Source organism: Alistipes sp. (genome assembly GCF_020026455.1).
Taxonomy (GTDB): Bacteria; Bacteroidota; Bacteroidia; order Bacteroidales; family Rikenellaceae; genus Alistipes.
In genome coordinates, this window is sequence record NZ_JAHHQJ010000009.1 from 45,713 (window position 1) to 61,878 (window position 16,166).

At 61.8% G+C, this 16,166-nt stretch carries 12 protein-coding genes and 1 other RNA gene; 4 read left to right on the forward strand and 9 right to left on the reverse strand.

What is annotated here, in order from left to right; translation table 11 throughout:
* Nucleotide 1: 1 nt before the first annotated feature.
* From QZ460_RS06615 to mltG, 4 genes are all read right to left on the reverse strand, one after another.
* Complete coding sequence (locus QZ460_RS06615) at nt 2–517, reverse strand: DUF4199 domain-containing protein (RefSeq protein WP_290540790.1); 516 nt, start codon at nt 515–517, stop codon at nt 2–4.
* A gap of 103 nt (nt 518–620) precedes the next feature.
* Complete coding sequence (locus QZ460_RS06620; RefSeq protein ID WP_290540791.1) at nt 621–1,223, reverse strand: L-threonylcarbamoyladenylate synthase; 603 nt, start codon at nt 1,221–1,223, stop codon at nt 621–623.
* A 196-nt stretch (nt 1,224–1,419) separates the two neighbouring features.
* Nucleotides 1,420–2,904, reverse strand: a complete 1,485-nt coding sequence (gene proS, locus QZ460_RS06625; protein WP_290540792.1) for a proline--tRNA ligase — start codon at nt 2,902–2,904, stop codon at nt 1,420–1,422.
* A 48-nt stretch (nt 2,905–2,952) separates the two neighbouring features.
* Nucleotides 2,953–3,966, reverse strand: coding sequence for an endolytic transglycosylase MltG (mltG, locus tag QZ460_RS06630; RefSeq protein ID WP_290540793.1), 1,014 nt, complete (start codon nt 3,964–3,966; stop codon nt 2,953–2,955).
* Between the two features lie 48 nt (nt 3,967–4,014).
* Here mltG and ffs point away from each other — a divergent pair.
* From ffs to QZ460_RS06645, 3 genes are all read left to right on the forward strand, one after another.
* An RNA gene (gene ffs / locus QZ460_RS06635) (signal recognition particle sRNA small type) lies at nt 4,015–4,113 on the forward strand.
* 121 nt (nt 4,114–4,234) lie between these two features.
* Nucleotides 4,235–5,176: a nitronate monooxygenase gene (locus tag QZ460_RS06640; protein WP_290540794.1), complete on the forward strand. Its 942-nt coding sequence runs from the start codon at nt 4,235–4,237 to the stop codon at nt 5,174–5,176.
* Nucleotides 5,177–5,353: 177 nt separating this feature from the next.
* Nucleotides 5,354–5,629: a putative quinol monooxygenase gene (locus QZ460_RS06645; RefSeq protein WP_290540795.1), complete on the forward strand. Its 276-nt coding sequence runs from the start codon at nt 5,354–5,356 to the stop codon at nt 5,627–5,629.
* 67 nt (nt 5,630–5,696) lie between these two features.
* Here the strand turns inward: QZ460_RS06645 and QZ460_RS06650 are convergent, their stop codons facing one another.
* From QZ460_RS06650 to QZ460_RS06660, 3 genes are all read right to left on the reverse strand, one after another.
* Nucleotides 5,697–6,434, reverse strand: a complete 738-nt coding sequence (locus QZ460_RS06650; protein WP_290540796.1) for a Fe-Mn family superoxide dismutase — start codon at nt 6,432–6,434, stop codon at nt 5,697–5,699.
* A gap of 171 nt (nt 6,435–6,605) precedes the next feature.
* Nucleotides 6,606–8,345: a hypothetical protein gene (locus QZ460_RS06655; protein ID WP_290540797.1), complete on the reverse strand. Its 1,740-nt coding sequence runs from the start codon at nt 8,343–8,345 to the stop codon at nt 6,606–6,608.
* Nucleotides 8,346–8,347: 2 nt separating this feature from the next.
* On the reverse strand, nt 8,348–11,326 hold the full coding sequence (locus tag QZ460_RS06660) for a tetratricopeptide repeat protein (protein ID WP_290540798.1): 2,979 nt from the start codon (nt 11,324–11,326) through the stop codon (nt 8,348–8,350).
* Nucleotides 11,327–11,437: 111 nt separating this feature from the next.
* On the opposite strand from QZ460_RS06660, the gene QZ460_RS06665 reads away from it, so the two are divergent.
* Nucleotides 11,438–11,845 (forward strand): OsmC family protein, encoded by a 408-nt coding sequence (locus QZ460_RS06665; protein WP_290540799.1) that lies wholly within the window; start codon nt 11,438–11,440, stop codon nt 11,843–11,845.
* Between the two features lie 49 nt (nt 11,846–11,894).
* Here the strand turns inward: QZ460_RS06665 and QZ460_RS06670 are convergent, their stop codons facing one another.
* Complete coding sequence (locus QZ460_RS06670) at nt 11,895–13,133, reverse strand: TolC family protein (RefSeq protein ID WP_290540800.1); 1,239 nt, start codon at nt 13,131–13,133, stop codon at nt 11,895–11,897.
* On the reverse strand, nt 13,130–16,162 hold the full coding sequence (locus tag QZ460_RS06675; protein ID WP_290540801.1) for an efflux RND transporter permease subunit: 3,033 nt from the start codon (nt 16,160–16,162) through the stop codon (nt 13,130–13,132). The genes QZ460_RS06670 and QZ460_RS06675 overlap by 4 nt, the downstream gene beginning before the upstream one ends.
* Between the last annotated feature and the right edge of the window lie 4 nt (nt 16,163–16,166).

Here is a 16,166-nt window from a genome sequence, read left to right on the forward strand (position 1 = left end):
CTTACCGGGTTGCATCGTCCGAGAATACATCGGGATCACGCTTGGTGAAAGCTGCAATAAACAGACCGAAAAAACCGCCCTTGATTGCCGAGGCGAGCATTCCACTGAAGATCAGTGTCAGCGGCGAACGCATCAGTTTCATCATCATCTCGATCTGCTCGCCCGTGTAGAAACCGGAGTTTTCGAGAAAGGAGATCGACGGAGCGATCAGCGCCTGGTATCTCTCCACAAAGAGCCAGTTGGAGGCGACGGCCATGAAGGCGCCCTCGATAAACCCGGCGCAGAGCATCACGCCGACCATATACCCCAGGCACTGTCCATAGCTGTATCCCTCGGCCCCGAAGCGCTCCACGCGGCGCCGGGTGAGGTAGCTCAGCAGCAGCACGAAAACAACGAGCGACAGCAGGCTCAGCAGCATGTGCTGCACGTAAAGGCCCAGCACATTGAAAAGAATAGCGACCAGCGCCATGATCACGCCGGCTTTTGCGGCATCGTTCCAGAAATTAGTCTTCTTCATTTTTCTATCTTGTGTTTAATTTTCTTGTTGTAACCCTCCAAGGCGCCAGTCTTGCCGCGCGACGGCATCAAGTTTCATCTCCCGGCAGCTCTCCCTCGCTTTTTCACTGCAGCTCCCCCTTGCCTTCGCGCAGGATCTCCGGCCCGTCGCCCGTCAGGTCCACGACCGTCGTGGGGACGTTGTCGCCGATGCCTCCGTCGATGACCAGCGCAACCTGGCGCCCGTAACGCTCGTGGATCAGTTCGGGATCGGTCGTATACTCCACCACCTCGTCGTCGTCCTTGACCGACGTGGTGATCATCGGGCAGCCCAAGGCCGCGACAACGGCTCGCGCTACGGGACTGGCCGGAATGCGGATGCCGATCGTGCGGCGCCGTTCGAGCGCCTTGTCCGGGATGCGCGCCGAAGCCGTCAGCACAAAGGTGAACGGACCGGGCAGATTGCGTTTCAGGATCCGGAAAACGGCATTGTCCACCCGGCAATACTCCGCGACCTGGGCGATGTTTTCGAAAACCACGGTGAACCTCTGCTCGCTCTTGTCCCGGATGCGGCGCAGGCGTTCGATGGCCTTCGGCGAGCGCAGCGAACAACCGAAGGCATAGACGCTGTCGGTGGGATAAATGATGATTTCATCCCGCTCCAGAGCATCGACGACGCGCTGCAACTCCTTCTCCGAAGGATTCTGTTCGTATATCTTCGCAAGCATGGGATTACAAAGATACCAAAAAATATGAGACTAAAGCCAGGATATCCCACTTTTTCCGCGGGTTTATTTCCCGAAGCGCGAGGACGGCCCGGTCTGTCGCACAAACGGGACGAACGGGACGTATGTCTATACGTCCCGTTCGTCCCGTTCGGTTGCGTTTGAACGGCCTGCGGAAAAGGCCGCCCCAGATCGGAGACTAATAGCTGCGGGCAAACAGTACCCGTCGGTGCGACGGCTTGCCGGAGAAGATGCAGACACCTTCTTCGTCGACCGCATCGACCGGAATGCAGCGGATCGTGGCCTTCGTGGCCTCCTTGATCGCCACCTCGGTCTCCACCGTGCCGTCCCAGTGGGCCAGAAGGAAGCCGCCCTTTTCGTCGAGCACCCGCTTGAACTCCTCCCACGTATCGACCTTCGTAATCATCGACTCGCGGTAGGCAAGCGCCTTTTTGTAGATGTTTTCCTGAATCTCGGTCATCAGCCCCCCGATAAGTTCCACGAGGCCCTCCTGCGAAACGGTCTGCTTCTCAAGCGTGTCGCGGCGCACCAGTTCGATCGTGCCGTTCTCCAGATCGCGGCCGCCCATGGCCAGTCGCACGGGAACGCCCTTGAGTTCGTACTCGGCGAACTTGAATCCCGGGCGCACGTTGTCCCGGTCGTCGATCTTCACGCTGAAGCCCTTGGCGCGCAGCTCGGCGGCAACAGCCTCGAAGCGCGAGCAGATCTCGGCGAGTTGCTCGGAAGTCTTGTAGATCGGAACCATGACCACCTGTATCGGAGCGAGTTTCGGAGGCAAAACCAGACCGTTATTGTCCGAATGGGCCATGATCAGCGCACCCATCAGACGGGTCGAGACGCCCCACGAGGTAGCCCACACGTATTCCAGTTTGCCCTCCTTGTTGACATACTGCACGTCGAAGGCCTTGGCGAAGTTCTGGCCCAGGAAGTGCGACGTTCCGCTCTGCAGCGCCTTGCCGTCCTGCATCAGCGCCTCGATGGTGAGCGTATCCTCGGCGCCCGCGAAACGCTCGTTGGGCGACTTGTGGCCCACAACCACGGGCAGCGCCATCCACTCCTCGACGAACTGCTGATAGACGCGGATCATCTTTTCGGCCTCCTCGACGGCCTCCTCGCGTGTGGCGTGCGCCGTGTGGCCCTCCTGCCACAGGAACTCGGCCGTGCGCAGGAACAGGCGCGTGCGCATCTCCCAGCGCACGACATTGGCCCACTGGTTGCACAGGATCGGCAGGTCGCGGTAGGACTGGATCCAGTTCTTATAGGTGTTCCAGATGATCGTCTCCGACGTCGGGCGCACGATCAGTTCCTCCTCCAGTTTGGCGTCGGGATCGACCACGACACCCTTGCCCTCGGGATCGTTCTTCAGGCGGTAGTGCGTCACCACGGCACACTCCTTGGCAAACCCCTCGACGTGATGGGCCTCCTTCGAGAAGAAGGATTTGGGGATGAAGAGCGGAAAATAGGCGTTCTGGTGCCCCGTATCCTTGAACATCTTGTCCAGAGCGGCCTGCATCTTCTCCCAGATGGCGTAGCCGTAAGGTTTGATGACCATACATCCGCGAACGGCGGAGTTCTCCGCAAGGCCCGCCTTCACGACCAGGTCGTTATACCACTGCGAGTAGTTCTCGTCGGACTTCGTGAGATCTTTCAGTTCCTTTGCCATGTCGTATTGTGTTTTTTACTTTTATTTCGGAGTGCAAATATACGAAATTTATTTAATCTTGCGCCGGTTGAGTTCGTCGCTGTATGCCCGGGCGTTCCTGTTGTGCTCGCGAAGGGTTGTGGCAAAGTTGTGGTAGCCGTCGAACTCGAGGCGTGCACAGAAGAAAATGTAGTCGTGCTCCTCGTAGTTCAGCACGGCATCGATGGCATTCTTCCCGGGCATGCAGATCGGCGAGGGCGGCAACCCCTTGTTCACATACGTATTGTAGGGCGAATCGTATTTCAGATGGCGGTAGAGGATGCGCCGCAGGCCGAAATCCTGCATGGCGTACTTCACCGTCGGGTCGGCCTGCAGTTTGATGCCCCGGTTCAGGCGGTTGATGTAGACCCCGGCCACGCGCGCCATCTCGTCGCCCTTGCGGGTCTCCTCGCTGACGATCGAGGCCAGCGTCATCACCTCCAGACGGCTCAGCCCGCTGCGCTGGCGTCGGGCGTCGCGATCCCGGGTCCAGAAACGGTCGTATTCGCGCTTCATGCGCTTGACGAACTCCTCGGGCGTCACCGTCCAGTAGAATTCGTAGCTGTCGGGGATGAACATCGAAAAGAGCGTCACGCTGTCGAAGCCGACCTCCGCGGCCAGCTCCTTCGAGGTCAACGCCTGCATGATCGCCGTGGAATCGGCATCGATCTGCCGCGCGAGTTTCTGCGCCAGCTGGGCCGGGATGCGCACGTTGTTGATCGTAACCCGCACCGGAGTCTGCATCCCCAGTTTGAGCATGCGCGCGATTTGGATGACACTCATGCCGCGCCGGAGCACGTAATGACCGGGTTTGAAGCTCGCAGCCAGGTCTATCCTCCGGGCATAGGCCTCGAAAGCCCGGCGGTGTTTGATCTGCGTCAGCAGCGAATCGACGACCTGTCCGTATCCGGCCCCCCTGCTCACGTAGAGGTTCCGATCCGCAACAACCGCATTTCCATAGAATTGCCGCTGCAGGACAAGACCCGTGCCGGCCGCCAGGGCAAAGGCCGCCAGCAGGCTCCAGACTAATATTTTCTTACGCATTTCAGGTTTTTTTTTGCAAAGATATAAAATTTTCCTACTTTTGTGCCCGGGTGAGTCTTACACGACCAGCTCCTGCAGAATCCCCCAGGCGAGGAATCGAGCAAGGGTATGTGGTTGTAGCGGTGCGATGCAAGTAGCTCACCCTTTTTTCATAACGGCGCTTTGACCCGGCGGGTCGGAGCGCCGCTTTTTTATGTCCGTCACCCGACATCCGCTCCCGTTTTGGAAAAATAATTGTATCTTGATCCCGCGAAAAAACCGGAAAACAATGGAAAACAGAATCACGAAACTTTTCGGCATCCGCTATCCCGTCATCGCCGGCGGGATGGTCTGGTGCAGCGGCTGGCGGCTGGCCGCAGCCGTCAGCCAGGCCGGCGGACTGGGGTTGATCGGCTCGGGCTCGATGAGTCCCGAACTGCTGCGCGAGCACATCCGCAAATGCCGCGCGGCAACCTCCCGGCCGTTCGGCGTCAACGTGCCGCTGGCCTACCGCTATGCGTCCCAACTCATGGAGATCATCATGGAGGAGCGCGTCCCGGTGGTCTTCACCTCAGCGGGCAATCCCGCAACCTGGACCGCACGTCTGCACGATGCAGGCTGCCGCGTGGCGCATGTGGTGTCGAGTTCGAAATTCGCGCTCAAGAGCCGCGAAGCGGGTGTGGACGCCGTGGTGGCCGAAGGTTTCGAGGCCGGAGGCCACAACGGCCGCGAGGAGACGACGACCATGGCCCTCGTCCCGCAGGTGCGGCAGGCCGTCGATCTGCCGCTCATCGCCGCGGGAGGCATCGCCACGGGAGCCGGCATGCTGGCCGCTTTCGCCCTGGGTGCCGAGGGGTGTCAGCTGGGAACGCGCTTTGCGCTCTCGCAGGAGAGTTCGGCCTGCGAGGCCTTCAAACGCCGGTGTGTGGAGGTGCAGGAAGGTGACACGATCCTGACGCTCAAAAAGGTGATCCCGACACGTCTCGTCCGCAACGAGTTCTGCCGCACGGTCGAGGAGGCCGAAGCGCGCGGCGCCGGGGCCGAAGAATTGGCGTCCCTGATCGGTCGCGGACGCCCGAAGCGGGGGATTTTCGAAGGAGATCTGGCCAAAGGGGAGCTGGAGATCGGGCAGATAGCCGCCCTCATCGGAGATCTGCCGCCGGCCGGCGAGATCCTCAGCCGTCTCGTCGCCGAATACGAAGCCGCCCGCGGGAGCCTCGCCCCGCTCTGATCCCGCCCCGGCACGGGGCCCTACCCCACCCGTCGCCGGACGGGAACCCGATGCCGCAGGAACGGGACTCCCGGCGGGATTTCGGGAAAAAGTCGACAATTTGTTTCCGCCAACGACGCTCCGTCACCGAAAAATTCGTTATATTTGCAAAACGACAAAACCAAAATACGGAAAACAATGATACGTCTCAATGTATTTATCCGCACAACGGAAAGCAACCGCGAAGAACTGGTGCGCACGGCCAAGGAGCTGACAACCGCTTCGCTCAAGGACGAAGGATGCGTGGCCTACGACCTGTTCGAAAGCGCCACGCGCAGCGACGTGCTGATGATCTGCGAAACCTGGAGCGACGCAAAGGCCCTCGCGGCCCACGAACAGGCATCGCATTTCACGACCCTCGTGCCGCGTCTGGAGCAGCTGGGAGAACTGAAAATCGAGAAGTTCATCTTCTGATCCGATCCCGCAATCCGGGGACAAAAAAACCTCCGCGCTGAAGCGCGGAGGTTTTTCGTTTACTCCCTTACTCCCCGACAGGTGCGAAGTCGCTCTTGTAGAGTCCGCAGATCGGGCAGGTCCAGTCGTCGGGAATCGCCTCGAAGGGGGTTCCCGGGGCGATACCCGTCTCGGGATCGCCCTTTGCCGGGTCGTAGACATAGTCGCAGGCCGTGCACTTGTAGCGCTTCGGGATGCAACGGTCGGCGACCTTTTGCCAGTCGATCAGGTCCCAGAACGCCGCCAGAAAATCGGGACGGCGGTTGCGGTAGTCGATATAATAGGCGTGTTCCCAGACGTCGACGGTCATCACCGGATACAGTCCGTCGGTCATCGGGTTGCCGGCATTCGGCTTGGCGACGATCGACAGATTCCCGGACCTGTCCATCGCCAGCCACGCCCATCCGGAACCGAACAGGCCCACGGCGGCCTTGGTGAACTGCTCCTTGAAGGCCTCCACCGAACCGAACGCCGCGGTGAGTTTGGCGGCCAGCGTCGCCGGCATCGGCTGCTGCGCGGGGGTCAGCATCCGGAAAAAGAAGGTATGGTTCCAGGCCTGGGCGGCATTGTTGAAAATGCCCCCGTCGGCCTTGCGAACGATCTCGTCAAGCGGCATCTCCTCGTAAGGCGTTCCGACGATCAAGTTGTTCAGATTGTTCACATAAGTCTGCAAATGCTTTCCGTAGTGGTAGTCGAAGGTCTCTTTGCTCATCTTCGGAGCAAGCGCTTCCGGTGCATAGGGAAGCTCGGGCATTGTATGTTTCATGGTCGTGCAAATTAAATTCGCTTCAAGATAGCGAAATTTCCGGTCGGTTCTCTCTTCCGGCCGAAAATAATCATCAATTAACCGAATTGTCATCCCGGGCAAGGGGCAAAAAAAACGGGGGCTTCTTCGAAAAGCCCCCGTTGCGGAAAACCGCTCCCGATGGAAACGGAATCAGAAATTGGCCTTGATACCCACCGTGAAACCGGCTCCCAGTTCGGGATACCAAGGGTATTCGTACAGACGGCGGTTGATGAGGTTGCGGCCCTCGGCAAAGAGCGTCACGCGGCCCGAAACCTTCCAGTCGAAATTCACACGCAGGTCCACGCCGAAGGGGGCTTCGAAGGAGGGTCCACAGACCGGTCCCGAAGCATCGGGAGCCGCCAAAAAATCGATCAGCGTCCAGCGGCGCACGTCCTGCATCAGCGCCTTCACCCCGAACGAGACCTTGCGGCCCTCGTAGGCGACGCCCACGTTTCCGGCGAACGACGGAGCTCCGTTTTTCAGCTCCGTCTCGTCGTTATAGAGGTAGCCGTGCACGCCCAGGTCGAATTTCAGGGCGCTCACGGGCCGGAACTCGATCTCGCCGTTGAACGAAGTGACGGTCTGACGCGCCATCTCGGGGATCAGGATCCCCGGGAAAACCTCCGAAGAGGCCGGATCGTCCGACAAAATCCGCAATCCGGTCCAGAAAAGATGGTTGTCGCGGATCGACACTCCGGCGTAGATCCGGTAGTCGAAGCGGCTGCGCCAGAGGCTGCCGCCCAGTCCGAGGCGGAAGCTGTAATCCACGGAGCTTTTGTCGAGCCATGTCAGGGAGGCGACATAGGGATTTTCCTGCGTCAGTGCCCGGAAGTCGTTCGGTCTCACCGCGCCATCGGCCTCGAAGAAGGGTTTCAGCCCCGGGGTTCCGAGGTTGAAATCGAGACGCGCATAGGGAATGATGTAATTCTCCTTTTTCACGAACGGCTCGGGATCTGCGGGACTCTCGATCCGGTCGTGGTAGTAGTCGGCACCCACGTCGAAGCGCACGACCCCGCCTGCAAAACCATAGCGCAGGGCGGCGTGGATCAGCTGCTGGCTGTGTCCCTCCAGGGATTTCTGCCCCGAGCGCAGTTCGTATCCCGCCTCGAGCGAGAAGTTGCTGCGGCCGAATCCCCGGGCGATCTTCGCCCGAGCCCGGAAAGCTGTCTGCCGGGCCTTGTCGCCGTAATCCGGCCACTCGGAGTGGTCGAAAAACATCCCTCCGCACAAAGCGATCTCAAAGTTCGTGCGGCTCAAATCCTGGAAATTATCCCCGAAACGCACCGCAACGTTCGCATCGCCGTAGTCGTTCATGCCCCCGGGGCTGAATGACGGGGCCTCCCCCCGGGCATAGGCTCCGTAGCGGTGATACATCCGGTTGTCGTAGTAAAGGTCGCCTTCGAGGACATGCCGCCCGAAATACTTGCCCGCTGCGGCTCCGATGCGGTTGAACATCCGCGTCGAATTGTGCTTCAGGCCGAAGTTGTTGCGGATCTCGGCATACTGACCCTCGTGGTTGATGTAGCCCATGACATAGCCCGTCGAGGGATTCTGCGTCGAGGCGTAGAAGTCCAGCACCGAGTTGAGCGGATACCCCGCCCCGACCTTCAGGTAGAAGGGCAGCGGGCGGTTGAACTCCCAGTAGGTCACCGTCGCAGGGCGGATCGGACGCGGCGAAAGCGTCGTGCGCAGCGACAGCGGCGTGATCGAATAGTCGATTTCGGGGCGCATGCGCGCCGTGTCGGTCATGTCGGGCTGGATGGCCAGTTTCGAGGCGCTCTCCACCTTCGGGACATAGGCCTTGGTCACTTCGACCTGCTTTTCGACCTGTGCCGCAGCCAACTGCGGCAACACCGCCCCAAGGGCGGCTATTATCAGCATCTTCTTCATTGTCAGTTGAGTTTTGCGATTCGCGCCTTCGCTTCGTCCACAATGCCGTCATCGGCAGGCGAATAACCGTCGGCGACACTCTGCCACGTTGCCCGGGCCTGGAAATTATCCCCCTTCTTCACATATACGTCGCCCAGCAGGATAAAGGCTTTAGCCAGCCAGTAGGCCTGCGGCTCGCGCTCGGAGAAGGCGAAGACCTCCTTTTCGGTCTTGTCCATGTCTCCGCTCCCGAACGTGGATTCGATCACGTAATAGGCAGCCTCGGAGCCCTCCTTCGTGCGCACGTCCTTCGCCAGGTCGCGGTAGAGTCTGACGGCTTCGTCGCTCCGTCCTTCGGTGCGCAGCTGCCCGGCCCAGGCGTATTTCGCCTCGCGGAGCGCCACGGTCCCCGCATCGTCGCGGCTGCAGACATCGGCGGCCATCACGGCGATCTTCGCCCCGTCGCCCCCGGCCACCGTGGCACGCACATAGCCCTTCATGGCATCCTCACGGCCCGTTTTGGTCGGCGCGGCGTCGTAGAGCCGGCGGTAGGCCGAGGCGGCCTCGTCCCAGCGGGAGTCGGCATAGGTCATCTCGGAGAGCTTCTCCAGCACGGCGACCGTGTACCGGGTAGTCCCCCGGTCGGCCAGTGCCGTCAGTGTCTCGATGGCCTCCCCACGCTCGCCCGAGCGGAGGTAGCAGTCGCTCAAATAGTAGAGCGCGTCGGTCAGGTAAGAGCCCTTCGGATAGCTCTGCACATAGCTGCGCAGCGACTTCGCAGCTGCCTCCTGCTGTCCGTCGAGGTAGAGTTTCTGTGCCGCGGCGAACGACAGCGAATCCCGCGAAAGGGCCGTCAGGTCGCTCTCCAGGCCGGCTTTGGCCGCATAGTCGAAATAGGCATCGGCGTCGCCCTGCGAAACGTAGATCTCGCGGATCGACTGCATCGCCCCCCTGCCTTCCGAGGAGTGGGGCGATGTCCCGACAACCCGATCGTAATACTTGAGCGACTTCTCCTTGTCGCCCAGATTCAGGTAGGCCAGACCGAGGTCGGACAGCGCCTGCGTGCAACGGGGCGACGAGGGATAGGCGGCCACGAACTTTTCGAGCTGCGCGGCACCCTCGGCGTACTTCTCCTGTGCGATATAGCTGCGACCCAGTTCGTAAGAGGCTTCGTCGGCATAGTCGCCCCCCGAAGCGGCGATCTGCCGCAGGGCCTGCTGCTTCTGGTCCGTGCGGCCCAGGATGCCGAGCGTCACGGCCCGTTTGTAACGGGCATACTGCTGTTCGGGGGTCGCCAGGGCGATGGCCTCGTCGTAGCGCGCCACGGCCTCCTCGAAGCGGCGGTCGGAATAGGCCGCATCGCCCAGCCGGTTGTAGGCGTCGGCACGGTAACGGTCGTGCGGCGCCCAGGCGGAGAGGAACGTCCGGAACGAAGTCTGCGCCTGCGCCAGATCGTTGCGGTCGAAGGCGCAGTAACCCAGGTTGTACCACGCCAGGGCATACTCCCGCTCGGTGCGGGGAGCACGCTTCAGGTAGGCGTTGTATTTGGCCGCGGCCACCGGGTAGTCGCCCTGCGCAAAGGCGATTTCACCCTGCCAGAAGGCATTCAGAGCAGTGTACTTGGGGCTGACGTTCACCGCGGCGGATTCCGCAAGGTAACGCTGCGCCGCACGCATGTCGCCCGCCCCGTAGGCTTCCAAAGCGCGGAAATAGGTGATCTTCTGCAGCGCCGCACGGATGTCGGCATCACCCGAGGGCATCGACTTGATGGCCCGGTAGGCGGCATCGTAGTCGCGGGAGTTGTAGTAAGCGGCGATCAGCAGCGTGCGCGCCTCCCCCACACGCGGCGACGAAGGATAACGTTCGACATAGCGCGTCAGCACGTTGATCGCTCCGTTGAAGGCGCCGCCGCCCAGTTCGTACTGCAATTTGGCGTAGTTGAACAGCGCGTCCTCGGCCACCGTCGCGTCGAGCGACTCGTCGGAAGCCATCGCGAAAGCCTGCATGGCCGACTCCTTGTCCCCGGCGCGCAGATAACAGTCGGCCAAATGGTAGGAGGCGTTCTGCGTCAGCGTGTCTTCGGCTCCGCATGCCTTGCGCAGCCACTCCGCAGCCTCCGCATAGCGGGCCGTGCGGTAGAGCGAGAAGCCCTCCAGGTAGCAGGCATCGCGGTCCATCTCGCCCCCCGCCTGCCGGAAAGCCGCAAGGTGATCCAGCGTTCTGTTGAAATCCTCCAGCCGGAACCACGACTCGGCCACCACGCGCTCCAGCTCGGCACGCCGCTCGGGAACGGCCCGGCGGGCCAGGGCCTCGCCGTTGTCGACCACATAGCGGTAGTTACCCTCGCGGAACTCGATCTGCATGAGGTAGTAGGGAACCACGTCGCGGTAGGCGTCGCTGCGCTGAAGCGCCGTGAAGGCCTGCTTCGCACGGCCGTAACGCCCCTCGGCGTAGTCGATATAGGCCTTGTAGTAACGGGCATGATCGGCATATTCGCTGCGGCTGCCGATGCGGTCGAAATAGTCGTATGCCTGTCGGTAGTCGCCACCGGCAAATGCCACATAGCCCATGCGGATGTCGTACTGCTCGCGGCGCGGCGTGCTCAGCGCCTTGTAATCGGTCTGCGCGAAGGCCTCGCGGGCCTTTTCCAGGTTCCCTGCGGCGCAGTAGAACGAGCCGAGAGCGAAACGCACGTCGTTGGCATAGACCGATTCGGGATAACGCTCCGCGAATGCACGCAAGGCTCCTTCGGCATCGGGGCTGCCCAGCTCCACGGCACAGGCCGCCAGGTAAAACTCCGCCTCCTGGGCCAGCAGACGGTCCGAAGGCGTCAGCGATGCCCTGAGACGCAGAAACTCCTGCCGGGCATCGCTCCAGCGGCCGTAATCGAACAAATCGCGGGCACGCGCCGCGAGGGTCTCTATCTCGGGCCCAGCAGCCTGCGCTCCGAAGGCGCACGCCGCAAGGGCAAGGGTCAGCAATGAAATCCGGAATTTTCTCATACGCATTATTTCACTAAATACGGGCAAATATACGAATTTTTGCCCATCTGCACACTACCAAAGGAACGGAATTTGCCCCCGGACTATTGTTGAACACAAAAAACGAGATTCATGATTGAAAAAGTAACTTTACAGATGTCCGAGAACGGGAAATTCCGGACCGAAAACGGCGTCGGATGCGACGCGATGAATCCCCGGACCCTGATGCTCTACGCCGCGGCGCAATGTGCCGCGCAGACGGCGCTGAAGATCATGCACAGGGAGCGCATCACGCCCAAAGGCTTCGAAATCAGCTATTCGGGCGATTTATCCGCCGAAACGCCCCCATCCGAAAGCGTCTACACCTCGTTTCACGTGGTTTACAACGTGGAATGCGCCTCCGAAGAGGATCAGGCGAAGGTCGGACGCGCACTGGAACTGACTCACGAAAAGTATTGCGCCATGGTGCGGATGCTGCGCCGGATCGCTCCCGTGTCGCGCGAAATAGCAGTGGTCAGCACCCAGCCCGCAAAGGCGTGAAACGCGCGGAGGCAAGAGAAAAACGGCGGAGGGATTCTCCGCCGTTTTTCTACTGTGCCGTGATGCGCTGGTAGTCGGAAACCGCCACGGCGTAGTTGTAATGCGCCTTTATGGCGTTCGAATAGAGCTGGATCCAGCTCAGCTGGGCCTGCAGGACGTCGAGGATGGTGGCCAGGCCCTCACCGTAGGAATAGGTGCTGATGGAGAGGTTCTCGCCCGCGATGCGGAGACTCTGCTCCGAGGCGTCGACCTGCGCATGGCTCTGCACGAGGGCCGTCCAGCCGTTCATCTCCTCGCGCACGATGTCATCGTGCACGAGCGCGGCGTTCCACTCCTGCTGCAACTGCACGGCGCGCGCCGTCCCCACGGCACGGCGGCGTTCGCCCCAGTGGAAAATCGGCACGGAGAGTTTCACGAAGGCCGATCCGTTGACGTAGGTCGCGCCCGTGCTGTTGGGGAGATAGGGTTGCCACATGCCGCCGATACCGACGCTCACCTGCGGATTGAACGGCGCGCGGGCGGCCCGGATTCCCGTCTCGGCCTGCTCCGAGCGCAACCGTGCGGCGGCATAGTCGGGACGCCGCTCCAGGACCTCGGCCGTCACGACCCGTGCGGGCATCGGCAGCGAGTCGCGGATGCCCTGAGCAAGCTGGACGCCGAGCGCGGCGTCGGTTCCGCGGAGGATGTTGAAGTTGTGGAGCGCCACCTCATAGCTCCGCTCGGCACTCACGAGCGAATATTCGGCCTCGCTCAGCCGTGCGTCGATCATCAGCACGTCGCCCTTGGCGATATAGCCCTCCGCAAAACGGCGGTCGACGACCTCCTTGAGCGAACGGATGATCGCAACGTAACGGCGCATCGAGGTGACATAGAGTTCCACGGCCGAGAGGTTCCAGTAGGCGTAGTCGGCGGCATAGCGCACGTCGAGGCGCGAGAACTCCTCGTCGCACAGCGCGATGTCGTAACCCAGCCGGGCCTGCCGGACCGCGGCCCGCACCGCACCGCCGCCGTAGACGGTCTGTACCAGCTGCGGCAGGAGGCTGAACGTCCAGTGTTCCACACCTTCGAAATGGCGCACGGTAGCCGTGAAACTGCCGTCCATCGACAACCGCGGCAAGTAGCCCGTGCGGGCCAGTCCGGCCGTCTCGGCCGCCGCAGCGCTCTTCGAGACGGCGACCTTCAGCTGCCAGCTGTAATCGGCAACGGCGGTGCGGTAGTCAGCCAGCGAGGTCTGCCCGAAGGCCGGGGCGCAAAGGCATAGGACGATTAGCGAAACTGTGATCTTCATGGCTTGCGGATATTGTAGAACAGCGCGTAGACCACCGGGAGGACGCAGATCGTCAGCAGCGTGGCGACCAGAAGTCCGCCCATGATCGTGGCGGCCATAGCACCGAACATCGAGTCGAACAACAGCGGCAGCATGCCCAGAATGGTCGTCCCCGAGGCCATCGCCACCGGAACGATACGGCTGCGCGTCGCAGAGAGCAGGGCCTCGTAGGGGGATTTGCCCGCGGCCCGCAGCACTCCGATCTGCTCGACGAGCACCACGGCATTCTTGATGTTCATGCCGACAAGTCCCAGGAGTCCCAGCAGGGAGAAAAAGTTGAACACCTTGCCCGTGACGGCCAAACCCAGCACCACGCCGATGAAGATCAGGGGGATCATCAGCAGAATGACGACCGGTTCGCGGTAGTTGCGGAAGAGCAGCAGCAGGACAATGAGGATGAGCACCAGCGTCAGCGGCATGTATTTGGCCAGCGCCTCGTTGGACTCCTGTTGGCTCTCCTGCTCGCCGAAGACCTTCATCGAGTAGCCCTCGGGAAGCGCGACCGTACGCTCCACCGAATCGCGCAGCGCGGCGAAGAGCCGCATGGTGTTGACCCCGCGGCCCGGGTCGCATTGGGCCTTCATCACCCGCTGGCGGTTGAAGCGCTTGATGACACCCGGCCGGAAGTCGAAGCGGAATCCGTCGGTCGCCTGCTCGATCGAGAAAACCCGGCCCGAAGGAGTGAAGATCGGCAGGGCCTGCAAATTGGTCAGGTTGTACGACCCGATGTTCTCGTCCTTCAACAAGATCGGCAGAAACTGGTCGCCCTCGCGGTATTCCCCCAAGGGATAGCCCTGCGTGGCGATGGTGATGCCGCGGGCCATCTGGCTGCGGGTGATGCCGATACGCTGGCCCTTCATCTGCGAATAGAGCGGCTGCCACATCGGCACGCGGTTGCCCCAGCCGTTGCGGATGTTCTCAGCCCCGGGCGTATTGCGCATCGCCCGCTCGGCCCGGGCCGTCAGGCGGCACAGGGTATCGATGTTATCGCCGATGAAGCCAAATTCGATGGCCGCATCGGGCACGGGCGAGAGCTTGAACAGCGACGAGCGCAGCCACACGTCGGGGAAATTCCCGGCAACATGGGCGTTGAAACGCTCTTCGACGGCCGCAGTCTGCCGCTTGTCGTGCAGTTCGACGAGGATGTTGCCGAAATTGGGGCGCAACGAAATGCTGCTGCTGGCCAGATAGTAACGCGGAGGCGTCGACCCGAGTGTCATCGAAACCCGCTTCACCTCGGGCTGTGCGCGCAGCCACTCCTCCATGGCGAGCAGGTTGCGCTCCGTGTCGCGGATGTCATAGCCCTCGGGCAGTAGCACGTCGGCCCGGAAATAGGGTTTGTCGAGCGACGGAAAGAAGTTGCCGGGCATCAGCCCCATGACGACCAGCGACAGGACGAACAGCCCGGCGACCGTCGCCACGACGAGCCACCGCCACCGCAGCAGGGCGGCCAGAAAAACATCGAAGGCACGGTAGAAACGCGTGTCGTAGGGATCGCCGGCAAGGGGTTTCACCGCGAGCATGAAATTGCCGAACAGCGGCGTCTGCGTCAGGGCCAGCACCCAACTCAGCAGCAGCGAGAGGGCCAGCACGACGAACAGCGGTTTGACGATCTCAGCCACCGCCGAGGGCGCCAGGTAGAGCGGCAGAAACGAGAAAATGGCGATCAGGGTGGCTCCCAACAGGCTCCACCGCGGGGCGTTGGCTCCGTCGACGACGGCGCTGCGGCGTGCCACGCCCCGCAGCATGGCCTGTTGTGCATTGTCGGTGACGACGATGGCATTATCGACGAGCATGCCCATCGCGATGATGAAGCCGGCCAGCGAGGTGCGATTCAGTCCCTCGCCCAGAAACTGCATCAGGAGCAGCGTGCCGCCGATCGAGAAGAGCAGCGAACTGCCGATCAGCACCCCGGCGCGGAACCCCATGACGAGCATGATGATCAGAATGACGATGGCTACCGACTCGGCCAGGTTGAGCAGGAAGCGGGAATTGGCCTCCCGGGCGATGCGGTTCTCGGGATAGAGCACCGTCAGCTCCATGCCCAGAGGCATCTGCCGCGTGAGCTGAGCCAGCAGGGACTCGATCTTCGCTCCGGTCTTCACCACGTCGACACCCGCCTCGGTCGAGATGCCGATGCCCACGGCGCGGCGCCCGTCGACGCGCATCATCGTCTGCAGCGGATCGGCGTAGCCCCGCTCGATGCGGGCGATGTCGCCCAGGCGGTACTGCCGCCCCGAGGAGGAGATCAGCAGCTGATCCGAGAGGTCGTCGAGCCTCTTGTAGGTCCCGTCTTCAAGAATCCGGATCCGGAGTTTCCCGGCCTGCTTCTCGCCGCTGTCGACGATGGAATTCTGCTGGCCGATGGTCGCGACGATGGCTTCGGGACGGATGGAGAAATTGGCCAGTGTCGCCATGTTGACCCAGACGTTCACCACGGGCGTCTGTTCGCCGTAGAGGGTCACCTTCTGCACGCCGTCGACCGCCACGAGCGCCGTTTTGAGCCGCTGCGCCCAGTCGCGCAGTTCGCTCCAGCTGAAGCCCCCGTCGACCGAAAGCCCGTAGTAGATGCCGTAGACATCGCCGAAATCGTCGGCAACGGTCACCGCCGAAGCCCCCGCGGGCAGGCGCGGCTGGATATTGAGCACCTTGCGGCGCAGTTCGTCCCACAGCTGCGGGATCTCACCGGCACGCGTGGCAGGGTCCAGTTCGACCTGGATTTTCGAAAGCCCGTAGTAGGATTCGGAGGTGATTTGGTGCACGCGGCGCATCGACTGCACCTCGCGTTCGATGGGTTCGGTGATGAGCGCCTCGACCTGCTGCGGCGTGGCGCCCGGGTAGGAGCAGACGAGCGATGCCGACTTGATGACGAAGACCGCATCCTCCTTCTTGCCCAGTGTGGCGAAGCCCAGGATCCCGCCCGCCACCAACACGGCGAGGAAGAACCAGATGACCTTGGCGCTACGCAACGAATATTCGGGCAGGTTCATGGCT